General features: G+C 64.7%; 23 protein-coding genes and 1 pseudogene. 14 read left to right on the top strand and 10 right to left on the bottom strand.

What is annotated here, in order from left to right:
• From CAP37_RS19630 to dnaA, 5 genes and pseudogenes are all read right to left on the bottom strand, one after another.
• Positions 1-365: pseudogene (locus CAP37_RS19630) on the bottom strand (IS21 family transposase); the annotation flags it as partial.
• A gap of 77 nt (positions 366-442) precedes the next feature.
• A complete protein-coding gene (locus tag CAP37_RS19625; RefSeq protein WP_256927064.1) occupies positions 443-1,006 on the bottom strand; it encodes a type I restriction-modification system subunit M in 564 nt (187 codons plus the stop codon).
• A 177-nt stretch (positions 1,007-1,183) separates the two neighbouring features.
• The gene (gene gyrB, locus CAP37_RS19620) at positions 1,184-3,799 is read right to left on the bottom strand and encodes a DNA topoisomerase (ATP-hydrolyzing) subunit B (RefSeq protein ID WP_179190296.1); all 2,616 of its coding nucleotides are present in this window, start codon (positions 3,797-3,799) and stop codon (positions 1,184-1,186) included.
• Positions 3,800-3,880: 81 nt separating this feature from the next.
• On the bottom strand, positions 3,881-4,987 hold the full coding sequence (dnaN, locus tag CAP37_RS19615; protein ID WP_086126190.1) for a DNA polymerase III subunit beta: 1,107 nt from the start codon (positions 4,985-4,987) through the stop codon (positions 3,881-3,883).
• Between the two features lie 105 nt (positions 4,988-5,092).
• Positions 5,093-6,499, bottom strand: a complete 1,407-nt coding sequence (gene dnaA, locus CAP37_RS19610) for a chromosomal replication initiator protein DnaA (RefSeq protein WP_086126187.1) — start codon at positions 6,497-6,499, stop codon at positions 5,093-5,095.
• Positions 6,500-6,724: 225 nt separating this feature from the next.
• On the opposite strand from dnaA, the gene rpmH reads away from it, so the two are divergent.
• The 7 genes from rpmH (at position 6,725) to CAP37_RS19575 (ending at position 12,261) form a co-directional block, all read left to right on the top strand.
• Entirely contained in the window at positions 6,725-6,859 is a 135-nt protein-coding gene (gene rpmH / locus CAP37_RS19605) for a 50S ribosomal protein L34 (protein WP_006299042.1), read from the top strand.
• A 70-nt stretch (positions 6,860-6,929) separates the two neighbouring features.
• Positions 6,930-7,331 (top strand): ribonuclease P protein component, encoded by a 402-nt coding sequence (locus tag CAP37_RS19600; protein WP_086127137.1) that lies wholly within the window; start codon positions 6,930-6,932, stop codon positions 7,329-7,331.
• On the top strand, positions 7,321-7,608 hold the full coding sequence (gene yidD / locus CAP37_RS19595; RefSeq protein WP_086126183.1) for a membrane protein insertion efficiency factor YidD: 288 nt from the start codon (positions 7,321-7,323) through the stop codon (positions 7,606-7,608). The genes CAP37_RS19600 and yidD overlap by 11 nt, the downstream gene beginning before the upstream one ends.
• Positions 7,605-9,314: a membrane protein insertase YidC gene (gene yidC / locus CAP37_RS19590; RefSeq protein WP_086126179.1), complete on the top strand. Its 1,710-nt coding sequence runs from the start codon at positions 7,605-7,607 to the stop codon at positions 9,312-9,314. Before yidD ends, yidC begins: the two co-directional genes overlap by 4 nt.
• A gap of 152 nt (positions 9,315-9,466) precedes the next feature.
• Positions 9,467-10,867 carry a tRNA uridine-5-carboxymethylaminomethyl(34) synthesis GTPase MnmE gene (gene mnmE, locus CAP37_RS19585; RefSeq protein WP_086126176.1) on the top strand — a complete coding sequence of 467 codons (1,401 nt, stop codon included), beginning with the start codon at positions 9,467-9,469 and terminating at the stop codon, positions 10,865-10,867.
• Between the two features lie 106 nt (positions 10,868-10,973).
• Complete coding sequence (locus tag CAP37_RS19580; RefSeq protein ID WP_086126173.1) at positions 10,974-11,465, top strand: Crp/Fnr family transcriptional regulator; 492 nt, start codon at positions 10,974-10,976, stop codon at positions 11,463-11,465.
• Positions 11,466-11,502: 37 nt separating this feature from the next.
• Positions 11,503-12,261, top strand: a complete 759-nt coding sequence (locus CAP37_RS19575) for a hypothetical protein (protein ID WP_179190295.1) — start codon at positions 11,503-11,505, stop codon at positions 12,259-12,261.
• An 18-nt stretch (positions 12,262-12,279) separates the two neighbouring features.
• On the opposite strand, the gene CAP37_RS19570 is transcribed toward CAP37_RS19575, so the two are convergent.
• The 3 genes from CAP37_RS19570 to CAP37_RS19560 form a co-directional block, all read right to left on the bottom strand.
• The gene (locus CAP37_RS19570; protein WP_179190294.1) at positions 12,280-12,825 is read right to left on the bottom strand and encodes an adenine phosphoribosyltransferase; all 546 of its coding nucleotides are present in this window, start codon (positions 12,823-12,825) and stop codon (positions 12,280-12,282) included.
• Between the two features lie 99 nt (positions 12,826-12,924).
• Positions 12,925-13,887, bottom strand: a complete 963-nt coding sequence (locus CAP37_RS19565; RefSeq protein ID WP_086126164.1) for an MBL fold metallo-hydrolase — start codon at positions 13,885-13,887, stop codon at positions 12,925-12,927.
• A 113-nt stretch (positions 13,888-14,000) separates the two neighbouring features.
• Positions 14,001-15,986, bottom strand: coding sequence for a monovalent cation:proton antiporter family protein (locus CAP37_RS19560; protein ID WP_086126160.1), 1,986 nt, complete (start codon positions 15,984-15,986; stop codon positions 14,001-14,003).
• A gap of 64 nt (positions 15,987-16,050) precedes the next feature.
• Here CAP37_RS19560 and CAP37_RS19555 point away from each other — a divergent pair, with 64 nt between their 5' ends.
• The 4 genes from CAP37_RS19555 to CAP37_RS19540 are packed head-to-tail and all read left to right on the top strand — an operon-like array spanning position 16,051 to position 19,068.
• Positions 16,051-17,049: an SIS domain-containing protein gene (locus CAP37_RS19555; RefSeq protein ID WP_086126157.1), complete on the top strand. Its 999-nt coding sequence runs from the start codon at positions 16,051-16,053 to the stop codon at positions 17,047-17,049.
• Positions 17,046-17,600 carry an HAD family hydrolase gene (locus CAP37_RS19550; protein ID WP_086126154.1) on the top strand — a complete coding sequence of 185 codons (555 nt, stop codon included), beginning with the start codon at positions 17,046-17,048 and terminating at the stop codon, positions 17,598-17,600. Before CAP37_RS19555 ends, CAP37_RS19550 begins: the two co-directional genes overlap by 4 nt.
• Entirely contained in the window at positions 17,597-18,268 is a 672-nt protein-coding gene (gene lptC / locus CAP37_RS19545) for an LPS export ABC transporter periplasmic protein LptC (protein ID WP_256927063.1), read from the top strand. The genes CAP37_RS19550 and lptC overlap by 4 nt, the downstream gene beginning before the upstream one ends.
• Complete coding sequence (locus CAP37_RS19540) at positions 18,265-19,068, top strand: SDR family oxidoreductase (RefSeq protein ID WP_086126151.1); 804 nt, start codon at positions 18,265-18,267, stop codon at positions 19,066-19,068. The genes lptC and CAP37_RS19540 overlap by 4 nt, the downstream gene beginning before the upstream one ends.
• Before the next feature lie 90 nt (positions 19,069-19,158).
• Here the strand turns inward: CAP37_RS19540 and CAP37_RS19535 are convergent, their stop codons facing one another.
• Positions 19,159-19,584 (bottom strand): RNA-binding protein, encoded by a 426-nt coding sequence (locus CAP37_RS19535; protein WP_086126148.1) that lies wholly within the window; start codon positions 19,582-19,584, stop codon positions 19,159-19,161.
• Between the two features lie 377 nt (positions 19,585-19,961).
• Here CAP37_RS19535 and CAP37_RS19530 point away from each other — a divergent pair, with 377 nt between their 5' ends.
• On the top strand, positions 19,962-21,203 hold the full coding sequence (locus tag CAP37_RS19530; protein WP_086126147.1) for a homoserine O-acetyltransferase: 1,242 nt from the start codon (positions 19,962-19,964) through the stop codon (positions 21,201-21,203).
• Positions 21,200-21,781 (top strand): methionine biosynthesis protein MetW, encoded by a 582-nt coding sequence (gene metW, locus CAP37_RS19525; protein ID WP_086126145.1) that lies wholly within the window; start codon positions 21,200-21,202, stop codon positions 21,779-21,781. The genes CAP37_RS19530 and metW overlap by 4 nt, the downstream gene beginning before the upstream one ends.
• On the opposite strand, the gene CAP37_RS19520 is transcribed toward metW, so the two are convergent.
• The gene (locus CAP37_RS19520; protein ID WP_086126144.1) at positions 21,773-22,462 is read right to left on the bottom strand and encodes a transglutaminase family protein; all 690 of its coding nucleotides are present in this window, start codon (positions 22,460-22,462) and stop codon (positions 21,773-21,775) included. The genes metW and CAP37_RS19520 overlap by 9 nt on opposite strands.
• 206 nt (positions 22,463-22,668) lie before the next feature.
• Between CAP37_RS19520 and CAP37_RS19515 the strand changes: the two genes are divergently transcribed.
• Complete coding sequence (locus CAP37_RS19515; RefSeq protein ID WP_086126141.1) at positions 22,669-23,196, top strand: chemotaxis protein CheW; 528 nt, start codon at positions 22,669-22,671, stop codon at positions 23,194-23,196.
• Positions 23,197-23,206: the final 10 nt, after the last annotated feature.

Raw genomic sequence — 23,206 nt, 5'->3', positions numbered from 1 at the left:
CCGCGGCCGGTGGTCTGCTGGGCCACAAGGCGCTGCTCGTGCCAGAGGCGGGCAAAGGCCGCTACGCGGTTGTAGGAGCCGGTATAGCCCAGACCCCGCAGATCGGCGTACATCTGCTTGACGGTGCGCCGCTGCTTGCGGGATCGGCCAGCTTCCGTCTTGAGCCAGCCGGCGAGCTTCAAGGCGAAGGGATCGAGCTTGGATGGACTGACCCGCTTGGCATAGTGCGGCTCGGCCTCGCCTACGCGCAGGTACTTGCGGATGGTGTTGCGCGAGAGGCCCGTGCGGCGGGCTATCTCCCGGATGGACAGCTGCTCTCGCAGGGCCCAGCGCCTGATGACACTCAGTGTTGCCACGTCTATCACTCCTGGTCTCCTGCTGCTCAGCAAAGCAGCAGGTTAGGGTTAGTACGTGGGTCAGGTTTGGATGGAAATCCCGGGGGTTAGTGGGTCACTTCTGCGTGGAAATCAACAATTAGCTGGATGAGGTGGCGCGGCGTGCGGAATTGGCCGTTTTGGCCGGCACTGGCAATTTTGCCCAGGATGTACTCGTAGAGGTCTCCCTTGGTGTCCCGGTCCTCCATAGGCACCTTGTCCAGCATGTCTACCACCTTCGCCAGCAGTGAGGGTGTGGGGATGGTGAAGCGCGCATCCCTCATGTGGTGGGCGTAGGTGGACCCATCGCCCCCCATTGTCCGCAGGAAGGGGAACACATGCTCGCCCACCACTGTGTGCATTTCGGAGGGAGCGAAGTTTTTGAAACGGGACCAGCGCAGGTCGTCGTAGGGGCGGCCCTTTTCATTCATGCCCGCCGGGAAAACTCGGCTGGTCATAGGAATTTTTAGCAGGAGGGACTTGCTCTCTTCCAGGGTGTGCGCGTCATCCAGTCGGCGGATGAAGAGGAGGTAGGTGATTTGCTCCATCACCTCTAAAGGGTTGGCGATGCCTCCTGACCAGAACGCATTCCAAATCGAATCTACTTGCGAGCGAATTTCGCCTGTGAGCATGCTTGCGTCCCTTAACTGTCTTTTTACCCAGGGCGCGGATGACACCCTACGAGAATCCTCTGGATATTAACCAGTAGAACGTACTCGATAGAACGGGGCTTACCAAAGCAAGAGCCCCATAGGTTTCTCAACTTATGGGGCTCGGTTTATTGCCTTGTGGGGCTGCCTACAGCGGCCTCAAACGTCGATATTCCCCGCCCGCAACGCATTCGCCTCGATGAAATCCCGGCGGGGTTCCACTTCGTCGCCCATCAGCATGGTGAACACGCGGTCGGCCTCGATGGCGTCGTCGATCTGCACGCGCAGCAGGCGGCGCACGGTCGGGTCCATGGTGGTTTCCCAGAGTTGCGCGGGGTTCATCTCGCCCAGGCCTTTGTAGCGCTGGCGGCTGGTGGTGCGCTCGGCTTCGGTGATAAGCCAGCGCATGGCCACGCGGAAGTCGGCCACTTTTTCTTCGCGCTGCTTTTCGCCTTCGCCACGCATGACCTTGGCGCCGTCGCCCAACAGGCCGCGGAAGGTTTCTGCAGCGGTGGCGAGAGCCGCGTAGTCGGCACCGTGGACGAAGTCCTGCGTGAGCACGCTGCTCTTGATGTTGCCGTGGTGCCGGCGGCTGATGCGCAGGATGGGCTTGTCGGTGCGCACGTCGAACTCGGCGGCCACTTCGGCGGGCACGCCGGTGGTGCTGAGTTCGCGCAGCTTGGCCTGCAGTGCGATGGCGCTGGCCTCGGCCTGCTCCACGCTGTCGAGGTTGAGCGAGACGCCATCGGCAATCGCGCGCAGGGCCTCGGCGTCCATGAAGCTGGAAAGGCGTGCGATCACGTTCTCGGCGATCTGGTGCTTGCGCGCCAGCTCGCCCAGGGTGTCGCCACTCAGGGTGGTCTGCGTGACGCCGCCGGTGAACACCGACGCATCCTTGAGCGCAATGCGCAGCAGGAAACCATCAAGCGCCGACGCGTCCTTCAGGTACAGCTCTTCCTTGCCGGCCTTCACCTTGTACAGCGGGGGCTGTGCAATGTAGATGTGGCCGCGCTCCACCAGCTCGGGCATCTGCCGGTAGAAAAACGTCAGCAGCAGGGTGCGGATGTGCGCGCCGTCCACGTCGGCGTCGGTCATGATGATGATGCGGTGGTAGCGCAGCTTCGCCACATTGAAGTCGTCCACGCCAGCCGTGCCGCCCACGCCGGTGGCCTTGCCGATGCCGGTGCCCAGGGCGGTGATGAGTGTGAGGATTTCATTGGAGGTGAGCAGCTTCTCGTAGCGCGCTTTCTCCACGTTCAGAATCTTGCCGCGCAGCGGCAGGATCGCCTGGAACTTGCGGTCGCGGCCCTGCTTGGCGGAGCCACCGGCGGAGTCGCCCTCCACGATGTAGATCTCGCACAGCGCGGGGTCTTTCTCCTGGCAGTCGGCCAGCTTGCCCGGCAGGCCCATGCCGTCGAGCACGCCCTTGCGGCGCGTCATCTCGCGCGCCTTGCGCGCGGCCTCGCGGGCACGCGCGGCTTCCACGATCTTGCCGCAGATGATCTTGGCGTCGTTCGGACGCTCCTGCAGGTAGTCGGTGAGCAGGCGGCTCACGATGTCTTCCACCGGGCCGCGCACTTCGCTGGAAACCAGCTTGTCCTTGGTCTGGCTGCTGAATTTGGGCTCGGGCACCTTCACGCTCAGCACGCAGCACAGGCCTTCGCGCATGTCGTCACCCGTCACTTCCACCTTGGCCTTCTTGGCGAGCTCGGTCTCTTCGATGTATTTGTTGATGACGCGCGTCATGGCCGCGCGCAGGCCGGTGAGGTGGGTGCCGCCATCGCGCTGCGGGATGTTGTTGGTGAAGCACAGCACTTGCTCGTTGTAGCCGCTGTTCCACTGCATCGCCACTTCCACGCCGATGTTGGTGCCCTGGTCGCTCTGGCGGTCGCCGAGCGCGTGGAACACGTTGGGGTGCAGAACCGTCTTGCCCTTGTTGATGAAGTCCACGAAACCCTTGACGCCGCCGGCTCCGGAGAAGTCGTCTTCCTTGCCGCTGCGTTCGTCCTTCAGGCGGATGCGCACGCCGTTGTTCAGGAAACTCAGCTCGCGCAGGCGCTTGGACAGAATCTCGTAGTGGAAGTCGGCGTTCTCGCGGAAGATTTCGTAATCGGGCAGGAAGTGCACTTCGGTGCCGCGTTTTTCGGTCGCGCCGGTGATGCGCATGGGCGAGATTTCGACGCCGGTGGGGGTGGCTTCGATGATGCGGTTCTGCACGAAGCCGCGCGCGAATTCGAGCTGATGCACATGGCCTTCACGGCGCACCGTGAGGCGCAGCCATTGAGAGAGCGCGTTCACGCAGCTCACGCCCACGCCGTGCAGGCCGCCCGAAACCTTGTAGCTGTTCTGGTTGAACTTGCCGCCGGCGTGCAGTTCGGTCAGCGCGATCTCGGACGCCGAGCGCTTGGGCTCGTGCTTGTCGTCCATCTTCACGCCGGTGGGAATGCCGCGGCCGTTGTCCACCACGCTGATGGAGTTGTCGGTGTGGATGGTCACCACGATGTCGTCGCAGTGGCCGGCCAGTGCCTCGTCGATGGAGTTGTCGACCACCTCGAACACCAGGTGGTGCAGGCCGGTGCCGTCGGAGGTGTCGCCGATGTACATGCCCGGGCGCTTGCGCACGGCCTCCAGGCCTTCCAGGATCTGGATCGAGCCCTCGCCATAGCCTTCGCTGGCACCCGCCTGGTGGGCGTCAATGACAGGCTGGAAATTGGAGCTGGCGGCGCTGGCCGAACCGGTGTTGACGGAATCGGCGGGCTTGTTGGCTTCGGACATGGTGAAGTTTCTCGATCTCAGTAAGCGCCAAACCCGCGGTGTGCGCGGGTTTGGAATGCGGGGGCAACCAGGGTTCTGGCGTCAGATGCGCATCGGCATGACGACGTATTTGAAAGCGTTGTCGTCGGGGTTGGTCACCAGCGCGGAGCTGTTGCCGTCGGAGAGTTCAACGCGCACCATCTCTTGCGACATGTTCTGCAGCGCGTCGATCAGGTAGGTGACGTTGAAGCCGATCTCGATGGTGTCGCCGCTGTAGTCGATGTCGAGCTCGTCCACCGCCTCTTCCTGCTCTGCGTTGCTGGAAGCCACCCGCAGTGAGCCCGGCTCCACATTCAGGCGCACGCCCTTGAACTTCTCGCTCGTCATGATGGCGGTGCGCTGCAGCGAGGCCAGCAGTGGCACGCGGCCCAGGGTGACGATGTTCTTGTGGTTCTTGGGGATCACGCGGTTGTAATCGGGGAACTTGCCTTCGACCAGCTTGGTGACGAACTCCATGCCGTCAAAGCTGAACTTGGCCTGGTTGGCGGCGAACTGCATCTCGATCGCCCCCTCTTTGTCGGACAGCAGGCGCTGCAGCTCCAGCACCGTCTTGCGCGGCAGGATGACCTCTTGTTTGGGCACTTCCACATCCAGCGTGCTGGAGGCGAAAGCCAGGCGGTGGCCATCGGTGGCCACCAGGCTCAATTGCTTGCCTTCGGCCACGAACAGAATGCCGTTCAGGTAATAGCGGATGTCGTGCACCGCCATGGAGAAAGACACCTGACCCAGCAGGCTCTTGAGCGTTTTCTGCGGCACCGAGAACACCGGGCCGAAACTGGCCGATTCCTGCACCAGCGGAAAGTCTTCCGGCGGCATGCTCTGCAGCGTGAAACGGCTTTTGCCACCCTTCAGAATCAGTTTGCCCGCGCTGGATTCGAGGCTCACGGTCTGGTCGCCCGGCATGGTGCGCAGGATGTCGATCAGCTTGCGAGCACCCAGCGTGGTGGCGAAATTGCCGTCGTCGCCATCGAGCGCGGCCGTGGTGCGGATCTGGATCTCCAGATCGCTGGTGGTCAGTTGCACCTGCGAGCCGGTCTTGCGCAGCAGCACGTTGGCCAGGATCGGCAGGGTGTGGCGCCGCTCCACAATGCCGGCCACCGATTGCAGCGCGGCCAAAACCTTGTCCTGGGTCGATTTCAAAACGATCATTTCAGACTCTTTCGTCTCTGGTTGCTTGTGGACCCGAGGTTGTCTCCCCCCTGGGCCCTGTCATTGTCGGAGCCAAATCCCCGCTATTTTCGCCTTTTTGGAGGCTCACCCCTTGAGCGTCTGTTCCAGCACATGAAGCTGCTGGTTGAGTTCGGTGTTCTGCAGCCGCTCGGCGCCGATCTTGCGCACCGCATGCAGCACCGTGGTGTGGTCGCGCCCACCGAAAAGCTCGCCGATCTCGGGCAGGCTTTTCTGGGTCAGCTCCTTGGCGATGAACATGGCAATCTGGCGCGGCCGGGCAATGCTGGCCGGGCGCTTCTTGCTGTACATGTCGGCCACCTTGATCTTGTAGAAATCGGCGACGGTCTTCTGGATGTTTTCCACGCTGATCTGCCGGTTCTGGATCGACAGCAGGTCTTTCAGCGCCTCACGCGCGAGCGCGATCGAAATGTCCTTCTGGTTGAAGCGCGAGTAGGCCAGGATCTTGCGCAGCGCGCCTTCGAGTTCGCGCACGTTGGAGCGCACGTTCTTGGCCACGAAGAACGCCACTTCCTCGGGCATCACCGCGTTTTCCACCGCCGCCTTGTTGATCAGAATCGCCACCCGCATCTCCAGCTCCGGCGGCTCAATGGCCACCGTGAGTCCGGAATCGAAGCGCGAAACCAGACGTTCGTGGATGTCGGCAAGGCCCTTGGGGTAGGTGTCGCTGGTCAGCACGATGTGGCTCTTCTTGGCCAGCAGCGCCTCGAAGGCATTGAAGAATTCCTCCTGCGTGCGTTCCTTGTTGGCGAAGAACTGCACATCGTCGATCAGCAGCAGGTCGAGCGAGTGGTAGCGCTCCTTGAACTCGTCGAAGGTCTTGCGCTGGTAGGCCTTGACCACATCGGAGACGAACTGCTCGGCGTGGATGTAGAGAACTTTGGCCTGTGGACGGTCGGCCAGCAGGTGGTTGCCGATGGCGTGCACCAGGTGGGTCTTGCCCAGGCCGACGCCACCATAAATGAACAGCGGGTTGTAGAGCTGCCCCAGGCTGCCCGCCACATGCATGGCGGCAGCGCGCGCCATGCGGTTGGCGGAGCCCTCCACCAGGGTGGAAAACGCGAGCGCGGGATTCAGGCGGGTCTTGGGTCCACTGGGAGCGACCAGCTCGGCCGGCGCCAGGTCGGGCAGTTCAGACAGCACCTGATCCTGAACGGTTCGTGGCGCGGGTGCTGTTCGACTCGGGCCTTCACGAGGAGCAAGCACTAACTCCAGTACAACAGGCGCTCCTTGCACGGATTCCAGCAAAGCCGAAATGCGGCTCGCGTACTGGGCGCGGATCCAGTCCAGCTTGAAGCGGTTGGCCACCGACACGACCACGCGCGAACCGTCCGGCACCACGGTGGCCGACAGTGGTCGGATCCAGGTGTTGAACTGTTGTTCGGGGATGTCCTGGGACAGCAGGTCCATGCAGGTGGACCAGAGCGACCGGGTATCGGCCAGGGACGCGTCGCGTTGGGTGCCCTCGATCATGCTGGGTGAGTCTGGAGAATTATGGTTGTGGACAATTGACCCGAGGACGGCTGGGCATTGTAGGGGGGGCTGGCACTTATCCACAAGATGGCGGGTGGATTTTCTTGAACCGCCGGTCGCGAAGCCCGAAGTTGAGGTGCTGCGCGGGCACGTGCAGCCAAGTGCTTGCCGTACTTTGGTTTTCTTTGCGATAATTGCGGGTTTCCCCGATTTGTACTGACCACCATGAAACGCACCTACCAGCCTTCCAAGATTCGCCGCGCACGCACCCACGGCTTCCTCGTCCGCATGAAAACGCGTGGCGGCCGTGCCGTGATCAACGCCCGCCGCGCCAAAGGCCGCAAGCGCCTGGCTGTCTGAGACCGCGCATGCTGTGCCGGCGCCGTCTCGCCCGGCCGCATGTCTTTGCGGTTCAGGTGGTACAGCGGTGATCCAGCGGCTGCGATCCCGGCAACAGTTCCAGGCCGTCATGGCGGGAGCCCCCGTGGCCAAGACCCCTCACTTCGCCTTGCACCGTGCTGCACTTTCCAGTGCGCACGAAGGCCGGGCGCTGTTTCCCGTGGCCGATGCCTGGCTGGGTGTGTTGCTGCCCAAGCGCTGGGCGCGCCGCGCCGTCACCCGCAATGCCATCCGCCGCCAGATCTACGAAGCCGCCCGGCAGCGCACCGACACGCTGCCCCATGCGGCGCTGGTCGTGCGCCTGCGCAGCGAGTTCAGCCGGCAGCAGTTCGTGAGCGCCACGTCCGAGCCCTTGAAGCGGGCTGTGCGTGCCGAGCTGGAGCAATTGCTGGCACGCGTGCTGGTGCCGGCGGAGGCGCGCCATGGTGTCTGACTGGCCGCGCCTGGGCCTGCTGGGTCTGGTCAAGGGTTACCGGCTGCTGCTGAGTCCCTGGCTGGGCAGTGGTTGCAGGTTCGAACCTTCTTGCTCTGTCTATGCAATCCATGCGCTCGAGCGCCATGGTGCTCTGGGCGGTAGCGTCCTCACGGTCAAGCGCCTGGTGCGTTGCCATCCCTGGTGCGAGGGCGGCCACGACCCAGTGCCTGAATCGATGGGCACCCTGTTCACCAGCCTGATCTCTCCTTCCTGCGAAAAGAAGAACCCGTCATGAATGACATCCGTCGGTCCATCCTGTGGGTGGTTTTTGGTCTTTCCATGGTGCTGATCTGGGACAAGTGGCAGATCCACAATGGCCACAAGCCCACCTTCTTTCCGGGATCTGCGCCGGTGAGCGCGCCGGCCTCAGCCACCGGCACAGCCCCTGCGGTCGACGCCAGCCTGCCCTCCGCGACGCAGGCGACCAGTCCCGCATCGGCGGTCACCGCTGATGCGGCCCCGGGCGGGGCGCCCGGTGCGGTGGCGCAGCGCCATGAAGTCAGCACCGACGTGCTCAAGCTCGTGTTCAACAGCGAAGGCGGGTCGCTGATCGGCGCGCAACTGCTCAAACACGCCGAGGCCACGCGTCAGAGCAAGGACCAGACCGAACAGCCTTTCACGCTGCTCACGCAGGGCGCAGACCGCATCTACGTGGCCCAGACCGGCCTGATCGGCGGCAGCTTCCCCACGCACAAGACGCCCATGACGCTGCTGCCTGGCGATTCCACGCTGGCCGACGGCCGCAACGAACTGCAGGTGCGTTTTGAATCGGCCGAGGTGGGCGGTGTGAAGCTGGTCAAAACCTACACCTTGCAGCGCGGTCGCTACGACATCGCTGTGAAGCACGAGGTGCAGAACGTCGGTGGCCAGCCCGTGAGCCCGCAGCTGTATCTGCAGCTCGTGCGCGACGGCAGCAAGCTCAGCAGCGAGACACCTTTCTATTCCACCTTCACCGGTCCGGCGGTTTACACCACCGAGAAAAAGTACCAGAAGGTCGAGTTCGCCGACATCGAGAAAAACAAGGCCGAGTTCATCAAGAACACCAGCGATGGCTACGTCGCCATGGTGCAGCACTACTTCGCTTCAGCCTGGGTGCTGGCCGATGGCCTGGCCCGTGAAAACTTCGTGCGCCAGGTCGACAAGAACCTGTACGCCGTGGGCAGCATCAGCAGCCTGCCCTCCATCGCTCCGGGCCAGAGCCAGGCTGTGGAATCGCGGCTGTTCGTCGGCCCCCAGGAAGAGAAGGTGCTGGAGACCATTGCTCCTGGCCTCGAACTGGTCAAGGACTACGGCTGGCTGACCATTCTGGCCAAGCCGCTCTACTGGTTGCTGGAAAAAATCCACGGCTACGTGGCGAACTGGGGCTGGGCCATCGTGTTGCTGGTGGTGCTGATCAAGGCGGCGTTCTACTGGCTCAACGCCAGCGCCTACCGCAGCATGGCCAAGATGAAGAAGATCAACCCCCGCATCATGGAAATGCGCGAGCGCCTAAAAGGCAACCCGCAGGCCATGCAGCAGGAGATGATGAAGATGTACCGCGAGGAAAAGGTCAATCCGCTGGGTGGCTGCTTCCCGATCCTGGTCCAGATTCCGGTGTTCATTGCGCTCTACTGGGTGCTGCTCTCCAGCGTGGAGATGCGCAACGCCCCTTGGCAGCTCTGGATCACCGACCTGTCCTCGCCCGATCCGTACTACATCCTGCCGCTGGTGATGGCCGTGACGACCATGATCCAGACCGCGCTCAACCCGCTGCCGCCCGATCCGCTGCAGGCCAAGCTGATGTGGCTGATGCCGCTGATGTTCTCGGTCATGTTCTTCTTCTTCCCGTCCGGCCTGGTGCTGTACTGGATCACCAACAACGTGCTGACGATTGCGCAGCAGGCGGTGATCAACAAGAGCATGGGTGTGCCGCTGAAATTCAGCATGCCGAAGTTCACTTGAGGACCCCCCTGCGCCGCTGACGCGGCTTCCCCCCTGAAGGGGGGGACGATGGCTTGGGCCGGCGGAGCCGGACCCTTGCCATCTCTGGTGGAGTCGTCGTTCTCCGATCCGGGCCTGCATTGCAGGCCCTTCGTCTTTTATGCTCGCCTTCTATGCTTGCCGCTTCGCGTGATGCCATCGTTGCCATTGCCACGGCGCCCGGTCGGGGTGGGGTGGGGATCGTGCGGGTGTCGGGGCGGGGGCTGGGGCCGTTCGTGCAGGCCTTGGTGGGGCGCACCTTGCGGCCGCGTGAAGCGACCTACCTGCCGTTTCTGGATGCATCGGGCCAGGCCATCGACCAGGGTCTGGCCTTGTGGTTTCCCGGGCCGCATTCCTACACCGGTGAAGACGTGCTGGAGCTGCAGGGGCACGGTGGTCCGGTGGTGTTGCAGTTGTTGCTGGCGCGTTGTCTGGAGGTGGGTCGTGAGGTGTTGCCCGATTTGCGTGTGGCGCGCGCGGGTGAGTTCACTGAGCGCGCGTTCCTGAACGACAAGCTCGATCTGGCGCAGGCTGAAGCCGTGGCCGATCTGATCGATGCGAGCACCGAGGCGGCGGCACGCAGCGCTTCGCGATCGCTGGCGGGCGTGTTCTCCAGCCGTGTGCATGCGCTGCGCGACGCGCTGGTGAACCTGCGCATGCTGGTCGAGGCCACGCTGGATTTTCCCGAGGAAGAGATTGATTTTCTGCAGAAGGCCGATGCCAGCGGGCAGCTGGAACGCCTGCAGCAGTCTCTGGCGGGTGTGCAGGCACAGGCGCGCCAGGGCGCGTTGTTGCGCGATGGTTTGCAGGTGGTGATCGCGGGTCAGCCCAACGCGGGCAAAAGCTCGCTGCTGAATGCGCTGGCTGGTGCTGAACTGGCCATCGTGACCCCGGTGGCTGGCACCACGCGCGACGTGGTGCAGCAGACCATCCAGATCGAAGGCGTTCCGCTGCACGTCATCGACACCGCCGGCCTGCGCGACAGCGCCGACGTGGACGAGGTGGAAAAGATCGGCATCGAGCGTGCCTGGGAGCGCATCCAGCGCGCCGATGCGGTGCTGTTCGTGCACGACCTGAGCCGCCACGCAGACGTGGTTTACCGCGCAGCCGACGACACCATTGCCGGGCAGCTGCCCACCGGCGTGCCGGTGCTGCAGGTGTGGAACAAGCAGGACCAGTGCGACGAGGCCACGCTGGCCGCCGTGTTGCGGGACCAGCCCGAAGACGCGCTGGGCATTTCGGCGAAACATGGCGCGGGCCTGGAAGCCCTGCGCCGCCGCCTGCTGGAGATTGCGGGCTGGGAGCAGCCGGGCGACGGCCTCTTCATGGCGCGCGAGCGCCACCTGCAGGCATTGCGGCGGGTACACGAACACCTGCAGGCGGCGCACGGGCTGCTTGCCGCTCGTGGTGAGCACCTTGATCTGCTGGCCGAAGAGTTGCGCCTGGCGCAGCAGGCGCTCGGTGAAATCACGGGCGAGTTCACCGCCGACGACCTGCTGGGCGAAATCTTTTCGCGTTTTTGCATCGGCAAGTGAGCGCGGGACACCGTTCACGGTGGCTCACGCACCGCCCGGAGTGCAACTGTAAGCAGGGGTAAGAGGGCGCTTGCGTGCAGGCCCGCTGCGCGGTTAACGTGACCGCATGAACGCCCAGCTTCCCGCCTCCGTGCGCTTTGACATTCAAGGCCTGGCCAATTCCATGCGCCTCAGCAGCGCGCTGGATGCCGTGCCCCTGAATCTCAACGACAGCCAGTGGCCGATGCTCGCCAACTACCTGCAGCCGGTGGCGCTGCAGCAGGGGCAGGTGTTGATCGAGCAGGGCGTGAAGGACCGCACCGTCTACTTTGTGGAGAGCGGCTCACTCACGGTGCACTACGAGGATTCGCGCGAGCGCGTGCGCATCGCCGTGGTGGGTGCGGGTTCGCTGCTGGGCGAGGGCGCGTTCTACAGCCACCTGCCGCGCAGCGCCACAGTGCATGCCGGCAGCGACTGTCGCCTGTGGTGCCTCACGCCGCTGCGCTTTCGCGAACTCTCGGCGCGCCATCCCGAAATCGCCCTCGAGCTGTCGGTGGCCATGTCGGCCGTGCTGGCGCGGCGCATGTACAACCGGCCGAAGCGGGTCGCGGTGACCTGAGTCGCGGTGTCCGCCCCATTCCGACCAAGACTTTTTCATGCCTTCCTATCAACCTTTTATGCGCGTGTCCGCTGCGCAAACGCTGTTCATGTCCTTGATGAGTTGGTGGCAAGCCCGTAAAACCGAACTGTCCGGCAAGGGGAGCTTTACCCGCGCCCGCAACAAATTCAGCCAGACCACCTTGCCCCTGATTTCGCCGCGCCGGGGCCGTCGCATCCTGCGCCGCGAGCAGCTGTTCTCGGTGGTGCGCGAGTCGCTCATTCGCGCCGGTGTGCTGTCCACCAGCTACGAATTCAAGGTGCTCACGCTCGACGCCACCGGCGACACGTTCCTGGTGCTGATCGATCTGGCGCTTCCGGCGCAGGCCATGCCCGACGAGTACCTGCTCGAAATCGAGCGCTGGATCCAGCAGAGTGGCAAGACGCGGCACGAGATGGATGTCCGCTCGGTTTACTGGCGGCGCAAGGCGGTGCACGACCAGGTCGGCCTGGCGCTCAAGTCTGCGGTGTCTGCACAGACGCGACGCGAGACGGTGTTGATGACGCCGGGCGCGGTGCCCCCGCCCTCGCGGCCGATGCCGATTCCCAGTCCCACTGCGATCCCGCGGCCGGAGATCACGCCGCCCTCACGCGAGCCCGCGCAGGTGGTGGGCGATGACGAGGTGGCGGCCTTTCGCCGCGCGCTGCAAAGCGTGGCCACACCACCCTATCGCACGGCGACCGAGGCGCAGTTGCCGGTGCCTGAGTCGCACAGCGACTTCGCTGCCTTGAGCGAAACGCAGCACGGCAAGCTTTGAGCCGCCCGCGCCGGCCCATCAGTGGCCTGCGAAATCCACCAGGGTGAATAGCTTCAAGCCTGAGGCTCGCAGCTTTTCCGAACCACCGAGTTCAGGCAGGTCCACGATGGCCGCGCCTTCGATGACTTCGGCTCCGAGTTTTTCCAGCAAGCGGCGACCCGCCATCATGGTGCCGCCGGTGGCTATCAGGTCGTCGATCAGCACCACGCGGTCACCCGACTGCACAGCATCGGTGTGCAGTTCCACCGTGGCGCTGCCGTACTCCAGCTCATAGGTTTCTTCCACCGTGGTGAAGGGCAGCTTGCCCTTTTTGCGGATGGGCACGAAGCCCACGCCCAGCTGGTAGGCCACCACCGAACCGATGATGAAACCCCGCGCATCGAGCCCCGCCACCACCGTGGGCCTGAGCGCCGTGTCCTTGTAGCGGTTCACAAAGGTGTCGATCAACGTGCGGAACACCGTCGGATCCTGCAGCAGGGGCGTGATGTCGCGGAACTGCACGCCAGGCGCGGGCCAGTCGGGCACGGTGCGGATGTGGGCTTTGAGGTATTCGGAGGGGTTCATGGGGGGTGTCCGTGAAGCAGCGGCCATTATCGGCGGGCACCCGAGGCGCAAAAAAAACCCCGGCGCGAAGGCCGGGGTGGGAGACCATGGCGACCCTGTTCAGGCCATGGGTTTGAACTGGTAACCGTTGCCGGCCGCTTCCATCGTGCCGAACGCGGGGAAAGGGAAGTGGAAGCCACCGGCCACCGTTTTTTCCTTCACCAGCATGTCGAACACGCGTCGGCGCGTCTGTCGTGCCATCTCGGCGTCCATGTCGAACGCCACCGCCCAGTCGGGGCTGCGGGCGAACAACGAGGGCACGTTCGTCACGTCGGCCACATACATGAACGATTGTCCTTCCGAGCGGATCGTGAACACGCTCATTCCCGGCGTGTGGCCGAATGCAGCCGACGAAGTGATGCCCGGGGCCAGTTCGGCGCCCGGTTCGAAGCGCACCAGCTGGTCCGCCGGCAGATTGCCGAACACACGGCGCACCGCCTGGAAGCCGCCCTGCATCGCTGGGGGAGCGGCGTTCATGCGCGCGTCGTCCATCCAGAAAGCGTGTTCCGGCGCGGGCACGTGCACCTTGGCGCGCGGAAACACCAGCGAGCCGTCCTTCGCCCGCAAGCCGTTGATGTGGTCGCCGTGGTAGTGGCTCAGGATGACATGGTTGATGTCTTCCGGCTTGTAGCCCGCTGCGGCCAGGTTGGCGCGCAGGCGTCCGGTGGTGGGTGGGCCGTTGTCGGCGAAACCGGTGTCGATCAGGAATTTGTTGTCGCCGCTGACCACCAGGAAGGCCGTGAAGGGAATGTCCACATAGTCGGTGGGCAGGCTCTGTGAGGCCAGCATGGCCTTGACCTGCTCCAGCGGGGCGTTGCGCACGAACTCCTCGCCCAGTGGACGGCGCAGCGCGCCATCGTTCAAGGCAATGATCTCCATGGCGCCGAGTTTCATGCGGCGGAACCCGGGCGCAGGCAGCACCGGCGCTCCGAAGTTCGGGGTGGTCTGCGAGAAAACGGAGGAGAAGGTCAGCGCGGAAGCGCCGGCAAAGCCGGCCCCCAGAAACAGTCGGCGATCCATCATGGCGTGGCTCCTGAGCGGTTAAAAACCCGAGAGCATACAGACTGATCAGTATTCAAAAGAACCGAATGTTCTGAATGTCCCCTGACCAGTACGGGGTTTGATGGCTGCGCGGCTCAGCCCGAGAGCAATTTTTCTTCGGCCAGTGCCAGTGCGGGGGCCTTGCCGCTGATGACCACCGTGTCGCCACCCTCAAGAACAGCATCACCCTCGACAGCCTGGGCGCGCCCGCTGGCGCGACGCAAGCTCACCACCCGCACGCCCATCGCGTGCAGCGTCAGCGAATCCAGTGTCTTGCCCACGTTGCGTCCACCAGCGGGCAGGGTCACGGTGTTGAGGCGTTCGTGGTCGATCTCGTCTGCGCCGTCGTCATCGGCACCATGGAAATAGCCGCGCAACAGGTTGTAGCGCGCGTCGCGCTGGTCCTGCACCACGCGGATCACGCGCCGCATCGGCACGCCCACCAGCGCGAGCGCATGGCTGGCCAGCATGAGACTGGCCTCGATCGCTTCGGGCACCACCTCGGTGGCGCCGGCCGCGCGCAGCTTTTCCAGGTCCACATCGTCCACCGTGCGCACCACCACCGGGACGTGCGCGGCCTGCTCGTGGGTGTGGCGCAGCACCTTGAGCGCACTGGCGGTGTCGAGGTACGTCACCACCAGGGCGCTGGCGCGGTGAAGGCCGGCGGCCATCAAGGCCTGCAGGCGCGCCGCGTCGCCGAACACCACCGAGTGTCCGGCGGCGGCGGCCTGGCGCACGCGGTCGGGGTCGAGGTCCAGCGCCATGTAGGGAATGCCTTCGGCTTCCAGCAGCCGCGCCAGGTTCTGGCCGCAGCGCCCGTAGCCGCAAATGATCACGTGCTTGTCGGCATTGATCGCCTTGCGCGCAATGCTGGTCATCTGCACCGATTGCATCAGCCAGTCGCTGCCCACCAGCCGGATCACGATGGCGTTGGCGTACATGATCGCGAACGGCGTGAGCAGCATGGATATGACCATGCTGGCCAGAATGGGGTTGAACAGTTGCGGTGGCACCAGGTTGTTCTTGCCCGCGAGCGTGAGCAGCACCAGGCCGAATTCGCCCGCCTGCGCCAGGTACAGCCCGGTGCGCAGCGCCACACCCATGGGCGCCCCCAGGGCTCGCGTCAGCCCGGTGATGAGCAGCAGCTTGAAGCCCACCGACACCGAAAACAGCAACAGCACCAGGGGCCAGCGGTCGAGCACCAGGCGCCAGTCCAGCATCATGCCGATGGTGATGAAGAACAGGCCCAGCAGGACATCGTGAAACGGGCGGATGTCGGTTTCCACCTGGTGCTTGAACTCGGTCTCCGAAATCAGCATGCCGGCCACGAACGCACCCAGCGCCAGCGAAAGGCCGGCGTGCTCGGTGAGCCAGGCCAGGCCGAGCGTGATCAGCAGCAGGTTGAGCATGAAGAGCTCGTCGCTCTTGCGCCGCGCCACCAGCGTGAGCCACCAGCGCATGAGCTTTTGCCCGCCGGTGAGCAGCAATCCCAGCAGCAGCACCGCTTTCAGGGAGGCCCAGCCGAGCGCGATCAGCAGATCGTCCGGGTCTGCTGCAAGCGCAGGAATCAGCACCAGCAAGGGCACCACGGCCAGATCCTGAAACAGCAGAATGCCCAGCACGCGCTTGCCATGCTCGGACTCCAGTTCCAGTCGCTCGGCCACCATCTTGATGACAATGGCCGTGCTGCTCATGGCCATCACTCCGCCCAGCGCCAGCGCCGTCTGCCAGCTGATGTCCCACCAGGTCGGCAGCACGAGCGCGAGGGCGAGTGAGGCCAGCGTGGTCAGCAGCACCGTGAGCACCACCTGCGAAAGGCCCAACCCAAACACATGGCGGCGCATGGCGCGCAGTTTGGGCAGGCTGAACTCAAGCCCGATCACGAACATCAAGAACACCACGCCGAATTCGGCCAGGTAGCGCACACCACCGGAATCCTGTGCCAGCGCCAACGCATTGGGCCCGATCAGCACGCCCACCAGCAGATAGCCCAGCATGGGCGGCAATCGCAGCGTGCGGCAGACCACGACCCCGATCACGGCGGCCAGGAGGTACAGCAGGGCGATGTCCAGAGAATTCATCTGGTCGTGATGTTACTTGGCACCCACGGCATGGCGCTCCCTGGCGGCAGCGATAATCCTCCGCATGTCGCTACCCCCCACCTTCGACACCGACCGCGTGCTGGCATTGGGCCGCGAAACGCTCGAGATCGAGGCGCAAGCGGTCGGCACGCTGGCGTTGCGCATGGACGCGTCGTTTGCCATGGCGGTCGAACGCATGCTCGCCGTGACCGGCCGCGTGGTGGTCATGGGCATGGGCAAGAGCGGGCACATCGGTCGCAAGATCGCCGCCACCCTGGCCTCGACCGGCACGCCGGCCCTTTTTGTCCACCCGGCAGAGGCCAGTCACGGCGACCTGGGCATGATCACTGGCGTCGATCTCGTGCTGGGCATCAGCAACAGCGGCGAGAGCGAAGAACTTACCGCCATCCTGCCGCTGATCAAGCGCATGGGCGTGCCCCTGGTGGCGCTGACCGGCCGGCCCGAGTCCACCCTGGGTCGCCATGCCGATGTGGTGCTTGACACCTCGGTGGAGAAAGAGGCGTGCCCGCACAACCTCGCCCCCACGGCCAGCACCACCGCCCAGCTCGCGTTGGGCGATGCACTGGCTGTGGCCCTGCTCGACGCGCGCGGCTTCAAGGCCGACGACTTTGCCCGTTCACACCCGGGCGGCTCCCTCGGTCGCAAGCTGCTCACCCACGTGAGCGATGTGATGCGCGGCGGCGCCGACGCACCGCAGGTGGGGTTGGACACCACCCTCATGGACCTCATGCGCGAGATCAGCGCCAAGGGTCTGGGCCTGAGCGCGGTGGTCGATGACGATGGCCGGGTGCGAGGCGTCTTCACCGACGGCGACCTGCGCCGCCTGATCGAAAAGACCGGCAGCGGTGTCGACCTTCGTTCGTTGCGTGCGCAAGATGTGATGCATGCCAACCCGCGCACCGTGCGCGCCAGCGCGCTGGCGGTGGAAGCGGCGGGCCTGATGGAAACCAGCCGCATCACCAGCGTGCTCGTGGTGGACGAAAACGGGCGTCTGCTCGGCGCACTCAACACCAACGACCTCATGCGCGCCAAAGTCATATGACGCCCCTGCGCCCAGTGCTCGAATTTCCTCCGACCCTGTTGCTGCGGGCCCAACCGGTGCGCGTGGCCTTTTTCGATGTGGACGGTGTGCTCACCGATGGGGGCCTCTACATCAGCGAGGCTGGCGAGACGCTCAAACGTTTCCACACTCTCGATGGCCACGGCATCAAGCTGCTGCGCCGCGCCGGTGTGACGCCGGCCGTGATCAGCGGGCGCGATTCTGCTGCGTTGCGCGCGCGCCTGAGCGCGCTCGGTGTCGAGCATGTGCGACTGGGTACCGAAGACAAGGCACCAGCGGCCGAGGCCATCCTGGCCGAGCTCGGCCTCGACTGGAGCGCTGCCGCCGCCATGGGCGACGACTGGCCCGACCTGCCACTGATGCGCCGCGCCGCGCTCGCCTGCGCGCCTTCCACCGCACACGCCGAGGTGCTGGCCATTGCGCACTTCGTTGCGCAACGCCTGCCGGGCGCCGGCGCAGTGCGCGATGTCTGCGACCTGCTGCTCGTGGCCAGCGGTGCTTACGCCCGCGAGCTGGAAGCGGCTTCCCGGTGAGCACGACCGATCCGCTGGATTTCTTCGACGACGTCGACACGACCGCCGTCGTGCCGCGCGCGCCCCGGCGAAAGCGCAAGTGGCTCGACAGCCTGTCCATCTACCTGCCGGTGCTGCTCATGGGCCTGCTCGCGCTCGCCTCCTACTGGTTGCTGCGCGCCACGCCTGTGGCCGAATCGCCCGAGGTGGATCGCCCCGTCAGCAGCGAGCCCGACTACTTCATGCGCCGCTTCTCGGTGAAGGTGTTCGACGCCACCGGCATCCTGAAAACCGAGCTGAACGGTGTGGAGGCCCGCCATTACCCTGCCAACGACACGGTCGAGGTCGACAACGGCCGGATCCGTCACGTCGGCCTGAACGGGCTGCCCACACTGGCCAGTGCCCGCCTCATCACCACCAACGGCGACAACACGGAGTTCATCCTCGAAGGCAACGCTGTGGTTGTGCGCGAAGCGGGTGTTAACGCGACGGGCGAGGCCGTGCCCCGGCTGGAGTTTCGCGGCGAGTTCCTGCACATCTACACCGCACCCGAACGCGTCGTGTCGGACCAACCCGTCACGTTGTTGCGAGGCACCGATCGCCTTCAGGCCGACAACCTAGACTACGTTGGCGACGAGCGGGTGGCGAACTTCAAGGGCCGCGTCAAAGTCCGCATGGAGCCGAGATGAACAGCACCCCGTCGTCCTCGACTGCCGGTCCGCTGGTTTTCATCACCGGCGCCTCCAGCGGCATCGGCCAGGCCATGGCCGCGCGGTTCGCGCGAGACGGCTACCGCCTTGCGCTGGTGGCCCGCCGCACCGCAGAGATGCAGGCCTGGGCCGACGCGCAGGGTTTTGATGAGGCGAAGTGCCGCGTGTACGGCGCCGACGTGGCCGACACGGCCAGCATCGTCACGGCTGGCCAGGCCTGTATCGCCAGCCAGGGCCTGCCCGATGTGGTGATTGCCAATGCGGGCGTCAGCATCGGCATGGACACCGCGGTGCGGGAAGACATCGATGTCATGGCTCGCCTCTTCGCCACCAACAACATCGGCCTGGCCGCCACGTTTCACCCCTTCGTGGCTGGCATGGTGGCGCGCGGCAGCGGTGCGCTGGTCGGCATCGCCAGCGTGGCCGCCATCCGGGGCCTGCCGGGCCATGCCGCCTACTGCGCCAGCAAGGCTGCGGTGGTGGCCTATTGCGAGAGCCTGCGCGGTGAGCTGCGCGGGACCGGGGTGGCGGTGGTCACGTTGCTGCCTGGCTATGTGGACACGCCCCTGACGCGCCAGAACCGATACGCAATGCCTTTTCTGCTCAGCGCACAAACCTTCGCCGATCGCGCCTTCACTGCCATTCGCTCGCGCACCAGCTACCGCGTGATTCCCTGGCAGATGGGTGTGGTGGCCAAGTTGCTGCGCCTGCTGCCCAACGCGGCGTTCGACCGCCTCCTGGCCGGGCGGCCGCGCAAGCACCGGCAGAAGCAAACATGAAAAAAGCCCTGTGGCAGGACCACAGGGCTTTTTTCATGTCTGCTGGAGGACCAGCGCGGGGCGCTGGTTCAGGCTGACGGGTGTGGGCGATCAGTAACCGCCGCGGCCACCACCACCGCCACCACCTTCACGACGGCCACCGCCGCCGTAGGGGCTGCGGAAGCCGCCTTCACCACCACCGCCGCCACCGAAGCCGCCGCCACCACTGCGGCCACCGCCGCCACCACCACCGCCGAAGCCGCCGCCACCGCTGCGGGGGGGGCGGGCTTCCATCGGACGGGCTTCGTTGACCACCAGGCTGCGACCGCCCAGGGACTGGCCGTTCATGCCTTCAATGGCGGACTGTGCTTCGGCATCGCTGCCCATTTCGACGAAACCAAAGCCCTTGGAGCGGCCGGTATCGCGTTCCATCATGACCTTGGCGCTGTTGACGGAGCCGTAGGCGCCGAAAGCTTGTTGCAGGTCTTCGTCGCGCACGGTGTAGGGCAGATTGCCCACGTACAGTTTGTTGCCCATGGTTGGGACTCCTAATAACACTGATAAAAATAGCGATGGAGCCCCGTTAGCACACAAAACCTGTAGCACGCGAAACCAACCGATCACTTGTCAAAGCGAGTGTTTCGGGCACTCGCCAGACAATTATGCGCTGAATGCGCCGGAAACAGTAACTATTTTTCAGGATGCGCAAGCCCCCGCTGGCGCCGATGCGCCGTTACAACATGGCCCCAAACTGGTGCTGACGCCCGGCAATGGCCGCTTGAACTTATACTCCGCCCTCAGCGCCGATTTGATCCGAATTGCGGGCGCTTTAGAAATGCCGCTAAAGGGGAGATTCCCGATCTCGCTCTTGGCGGTATCGGGTTTTTTTTGGGCGCCCGGCGCCCGGTCTGGACATTGCCTTGATCGCCACGCCTCAAACGTTTCGATTCACCGAACCGCTGCCGCTTCGCAGCGGTGCCGTCCTGCCAGCCTACGAGCTGGTGGTGGAGACCTATGGAGCGCTCAACGCCGATCGCTCCAATGCTGTTCTTATCTGTCACGCGCTCAACGCTTCGCACCACGTGGCCGGCTGGCACGCCGACGCCAATGGTCAGCCGCTGGCGCGCAGCGAGGGCTGGTGGAACAACATGATCGGACCCGGCAAACCGGTCGACACCGATCGCTGGTTCGTCATCGGCGTCAACAACCTGGGCTCCTGCTTCGGCTCCACCGGACCCACCCACGCCAACCCCGCCACGGGCGCGCCCTGGGGCGCGGATTTCCCCGTGGTCACCGTGGAAGACTGGGTGGATGCCCAGGCGCGACTGCTGGATGTCATGGGCATCGAAACGCTGGCCGCCGTCATGGGCGGCAGCCTGGGCGGCATGCAGACCTTGTCATGGACGCTGCAATACCCGCAGCGGGTGCGCCACGCCGTGGTGGTGGCGAGTGCCCCCAACCTGACCGCCGAGAACATTGCGTTCAACGAAGTGGCACGTCGAGCCATCGTGACCGACCCGGATTTTCACGATGGCAACTACCTGCGCCACGACACCCTGCCGCGGCGCGGCCTGCGCATCGCCCGCATGATCGGCCACATCACCTACCTCAGCGACGACGTGATGAACGAGAAGTTCGGCAGGAACCTGGCCCCCACGCTCCCCGCTGCGCGTGGTTCGCTGCCCCCCGAGGGGGCCGATGCGGCTTGGGGCGGCCCGGCGCCGGATCGCGCAGCTCTCCTCGACGCCTACCGATACAGCACACAAGACGTGGAGTTCCAGATCGAAAGCTACCTGCGCTACCAGGGCGACAAGTTCAGCGAGTATTTCGACGCCAATACCTACCTGCTGATCACGCGCGCACTGGACTACTTCGACCCAGCGCGCGAGTTCGACGGCAACCTCACCGCTGCGCTGGCCCGCGCGCGTGCGCGGTTCTTCCTCGTGAGCTTCACCACAGACTGGCGCTTCTCGCCCGCGCGCAGCCGCGAAATCGTCAAGGCCCTGCTCGACAACCGCCGCGAGGTGACCTATGCCGAGATCGACGCGCCGCACGGTCACGACGCCTTCCTGCTCGACGATCCGCGCTACCTTGGCGCCGTGCGCGCCTATTTCGATCAGGCGCTGGCGAGCACGCTGAAGGGAGGCTCGGCATGAGCGAGCTGGCCATTCTCAATTCCATTGCGCGCCTGGTGCCCCCGGGTTCGCGCGTGCTCGACCTGGGCTGTGGCGACGGCGCGCTGCTCGCGCTGCTGCAATCCACCCGCGCCTGCACCGGCTACGGCGTGGAGATCGACGATGCCAAGGTGCTGGCCTGCATGAAGCGCGGCGTTCAAGTGCTGCAGCTCAACCTGGAAGACGGGTTGACCATGTTTGGCGACGACGCGTTCGACGTGGTGCTGCAGATCGACACGCTGCAACACTTGCGGAACGCCGAAACCATGCTGCGCGAAACCGCACGCGTGGGGCGTCTGGGCGTGGTGGCGTTTCCCAACTTCGCGCACTGGGTCAACCGCCTGCATGTGCTGCGTGGCCGCATGCCGGTGACCAAGCGGCTGCCTTACGAGTGGTACGACACCCCGAACATCCGGGTGGGCACCCACGCCGACTTCGAGGTGCTGGCCCGGCGCAACGGTCTCACCATCGAAGACAGTTTTGGCCTGCACGAAGGCCGCGAAATCCGCACCTGGCCCAACCTGATGGCCAGCACGGCCGTGTTTCGCTTCTCAAGCTGATCGAGCGGCTTCGCGCGCTGCATCGGCCGCAAAGTCACCCTCAGGCACCGCGTCGGCACTGGGCATGTCCGGATAGATCTGCCTGAAGGCCTCGCTCAGCTGGGCCAGCGGCAGGTCGTCGAAAGCGCCACGCTCGTTCACGTACTCCATGTGCTGCCGTCCTTCGCGGTCGAAGGGGTGGTAGAGCGAATCCTGCGTGCCGTCGAACTCCAGCGGCAGCAAGCCGAACTTTTCGCACAGCTCGATGTTGAACGCCGGTGTGGCCTTGCGCCAGCCGCCATCGAGCCAGATCGAGGTATAGCCGTGCCAGGCGAACACATCGGTGCCCATCGTCTTGCGCAGCCGTTCGGTGGACAGGTGGTTGCGCACATCGGCAAAACCCAGTCGCGCGGGTATGCCGTCGGCGCGGCAGACCGCCGCCAGCAGCACGGCCTTCGGCACGCACCAGCCGTGCCCCTGTTCGATGGCCTTGCTGGCGGACATGCCGTGTGGCGAGAGATCAATGCGGTACGGGTCGTAGCGCACGCGGTCGCGAACCGCCAGGTAGAGCGCGGCCGCACGATCGCGTGGCGTGATGCCTCGGGCATGTTCTTCCACAAACGCCTTCACCGCAGGGTGGTCGTGGTCGATACAACGGGTGGCGGCCAAGTGTTGCGGGCCGGGCAAGGCAGATGCGTTCATGCAATCAACTTAGCAGACGCCGGGGCGCAGGGGGTCACTGGAGCGACAAGCCCCCACGCTGCGCGCCTGACCGGGTGTGTACTTTGGTACTGGCGCTGACGCGCTGGCCGGCGATTGGGAAGGGTTTGTCTGGTTTTTTCGGACTTCAGCCCCGCTCCAGGTGGCCGATATTCCATGGACTAACCCGATTACCGAGGACCGATTCCATGGACATGCGCCGCGAAGCCCACCCCAATGCCCGCCAGGACAGCGCACGCGCTGCCGCCAGCCTGAAAGCCAGTGCCGAATTCCTCACCTTCCGCCTGGGTGGCGAGGAGTACGGCATCGACATCCTGCGGGTGCAGGAAATCCGTTCGTATGAAGAACCGACCCGAATCGCCAACGCGCCATCGTTCATCAAAGGCGTGGTGAATCTGCGCGGCGTGATCGTGCCGGTGGTGGACCTGCGCATCAAGCTCGGTTGCGACAAGGTGGAATACAACGGCTTCACCGTGGTGATCGTGCTCAACGTGCGTGGTCGTGTGGTGGGTGCGGTGGTCGATTCTGTGTCGGATGTGCTGGAGCTGGCTGGCGATCTGGTCAAGCCAGCGCCCGAAATGAACACCAGCGTGGACACCAGCTTCATCACCGGCATCGCCAGCGTGGGCGAACGCATGCTGATCCTGATGGACATCGAAGCCCTGATGTCCAGCCAGGACATGGGGCTGATGGACGCGACCCAGGTCCTGCAATGAACCCGGCTCA

The organism is Hydrogenophaga sp. IBVHS1 (assembly GCF_002127265.1).
GTDB lineage: Bacteria > Pseudomonadota > Gammaproteobacteria > Burkholderiales > Burkholderiaceae_C > Hydrogenophaga.
This window is presented reverse-complemented; position numbering and strand designations above follow the sequence as displayed.

What these genes read in the sequence shown, in the direction of transcription:
- CAP37_RS19565 (WP_086126164.1), bottom strand. Translation starts at nt 13,887, where the DNA reads ATGATGGATCGCCGACTGTTTCTGGGGGCCGGCTTTGCCGGCGCTTCC.
- CAP37_RS19580 (WP_086126173.1), top strand. Translation starts at nt 10,974, where the DNA reads ATGAACGCCCAGCTTCCCGCCTCCGTGCGCTTTGACATTCAAGGCCTG.
- gyrB (WP_179190296.1), bottom strand. Translation starts at nt 3,799, where the DNA reads ATGTCCGAAGCCAACAAGCCCGCCGATTCCGTCAACACCGGTTCGGCC.
- yidD (WP_086126183.1), top strand. Translation starts at nt 7,321, where the DNA reads ATGGTGTCTGACTGGCCGCGCCTGGGCCTGCTGGGTCTGGTCAAGGGT.
- CAP37_RS19555 (WP_086126157.1), top strand. Translation starts at nt 16,051, where the DNA reads ATGTCGCTACCCCCCACCTTCGACACCGACCGCGTGCTGGCATTGGGC.
- CAP37_RS19540 (WP_086126151.1), top strand. Translation starts at nt 18,265, where the DNA reads ATGAACAGCACCCCGTCGTCCTCGACTGCCGGTCCGCTGGTTTTCATC.
- CAP37_RS19520 (WP_086126144.1), bottom strand. Translation starts at nt 22,462, where the DNA reads ATGAACGCATCTGCCTTGCCCGGCCCGCAACACTTGGCCGCCACCCGT.
- CAP37_RS19515 (WP_086126141.1), top strand. Translation starts at nt 22,669, where the DNA reads ATGGACATGCGCCGCGAAGCCCACCCCAATGCCCGCCAGGACAGCGCA.
- CAP37_RS19560 (WP_086126160.1), bottom strand. Translation starts at nt 15,986, where the DNA reads ATGAATTCTCTGGACATCGCCCTGCTGTACCTCCTGGCCGCCGTGATC.
- CAP37_RS19575 (WP_179190295.1), top strand. Translation starts at nt 11,503, where the DNA reads ATGCCTTCCTATCAACCTTTTATGCGCGTGTCCGCTGCGCAAACGCTG.
- mnmE (WP_086126176.1), top strand. Translation starts at nt 9,467, where the DNA reads ATGCTTGCCGCTTCGCGTGATGCCATCGTTGCCATTGCCACGGCGCCC.
- CAP37_RS19535 (WP_086126148.1), bottom strand. Translation starts at nt 19,584, where the DNA reads ATGGGCAACAAACTGTACGTGGGCAATCTGCCCTACACCGTGCGCGAC.
- dnaN (WP_086126190.1), bottom strand. Translation starts at nt 4,987, where the DNA reads ATGATCGTTTTGAAATCGACCCAGGACAAGGTTTTGGCCGCGCTGCAA.
- CAP37_RS19550 (WP_086126154.1), top strand. Translation starts at nt 17,046, where the DNA reads ATGACGCCCCTGCGCCCAGTGCTCGAATTTCCTCCGACCCTGTTGCTG.
- CAP37_RS19625 (WP_256927064.1), bottom strand. Translation starts at nt 1,006, where the DNA reads ATGCTCACAGGCGAAATTCGCTCGCAAGTAGATTCGATTTGGAATGCG.
- yidC (WP_086126179.1), top strand. Translation starts at nt 7,605, where the DNA reads ATGAATGACATCCGTCGGTCCATCCTGTGGGTGGTTTTTGGTCTTTCC.
- metW (WP_086126145.1), top strand. Translation starts at nt 21,200, where the DNA reads ATGAGCGAGCTGGCCATTCTCAATTCCATTGCGCGCCTGGTGCCCCCG.
- CAP37_RS19570 (WP_179190294.1), bottom strand. Translation starts at nt 12,825, where the DNA reads ATGAACCCCTCCGAATACCTCAAAGCCCACATCCGCACCGTGCCCGAC.
- dnaA (WP_086126187.1), bottom strand. Translation starts at nt 6,499, where the DNA reads ATGATCGAGGGCACCCAACGCGACGCGTCCCTGGCCGATACCCGGTCG.
- rpmH (WP_006299042.1), top strand. Translation starts at nt 6,725, where the DNA reads ATGAAACGCACCTACCAGCCTTCCAAGATTCGCCGCGCACGCACCCAC.